Source organism: Streptococcus sp. 21.1 (genome assembly GCF_016648635.1).
In the GTDB taxonomy this organism is placed as follows: Bacteria; Bacillota; Bacilli; order Lactobacillales; family Streptococcaceae; genus Streptococcus.
In genome coordinates, this window is sequence record NZ_JACLQL010000029.1 from 1 (window position 1) to 1283 (window position 1283).

Genomic DNA, 1283 nt, shown 5'->3' on the forward strand with positions numbered 1-1283 from the left:
TCAGTAACAGGTGATGATGTTACAGCTAAATTCGATATCGCTGTGAACAATGGTGTGATTACTGCAACTCTTAAAGATGGCTTCACTAAGTCACTTGGCGACGCAGAAAATACTCAAATCATTGACACAACTAAATTCGCATTTGGACGTTACTACAAGTTCGACATCCCAACAACAGTTAAAGCTGATGTACCTGGTGGTGTAGATATCGAAAACACTGCTGCCCAAGTAGTTAACTACTACAACCCAGTAAGCAAGACAGTTGAAAAACCGAACAAACCAACTGAAAAACGTGTCAACAGTGTTCCAGTTGAAGTAGAATTCAACTTCACTAAACGTTTGGAAGGCCGTGAGCTTAAAGCGAACGAATTCAGCTTCGTACTTAAAGATTCAGAAGGTAAGACTCTTGAAACTGTAAGCAACGATGCATCTGGTAACGTTAAGTTCTCTAAACTTGAATTCAATAAGAGTCAAGAAGGTGTCCACAACTACACAGTAGAAGAAGTTAAAGGAACAGACGCAACCGTTACATACGATACAATGAAAGCGAATGTAACAGTTACAGTTAAACACGATGGAACAGCTAAAGTTCTTATCGCGACTGTAGGCGACATTGCGGATAAAGAATTTAACAACCGTGTGACTCCTCCGGAAACTCCAGAATTCAACCCAGAGAAATACGTTCTAAACGAAAAAGAATTTGATTTGACTGGAACTTCATTATTAGATGATGATAAAGAGTTGGCAGACAAGTACGCAGATACAAATGCCAACCCATATGCGGACGATGCATCTAACAACGAAGCAGCAAATATCAATACTAAGTCAGTCAAACCAGGTGAAAAACTAGTTTACCAAGTATGGTTGGATACAACTAAATTTGACGCAGCTAACAAAAACAACATCCAATCAGTAGGAATCACAGATGACTACGATGAGACAAAAGTTGACGTTGAAGCTTCAGCTATTAAAGCGTATGATGGTAAGACTGGTGCAGATGTAACAGCTAAATTTGATATTGCTGTGAACAATGGTGTGATTACTGCAACCCTTAAAGATGGCTTCACGAAGTCACTTGGTGACGCAGAAAATACTCAAATCATTGACACTACTAAGTTCGAGTTTGGACGTTACTATAAGTTTGATATTCCAGCAACTGTTAAATTGGACGTTAAAGGCGGAGTAGATATCGAAAATACTGCTGCCCAAGTAGTTAACTACTACAACCCAACAACTAAGAAAGTTGAAAAACCAAACAAACCAACTGAAAAACGTGTCAACAG

General features: G+C 39.0%; 1 protein-coding gene. It reads left to right on the plus strand.

All coding sequences use genetic code 11. From position 1 onward, the window contains the following. Positions 1-1283: SspB-related isopeptide-forming adhesin (locus H7U01_RS09920; protein ID WP_311632035.1), on the plus strand; the 1283-nt coding region annotated here is incomplete at both ends.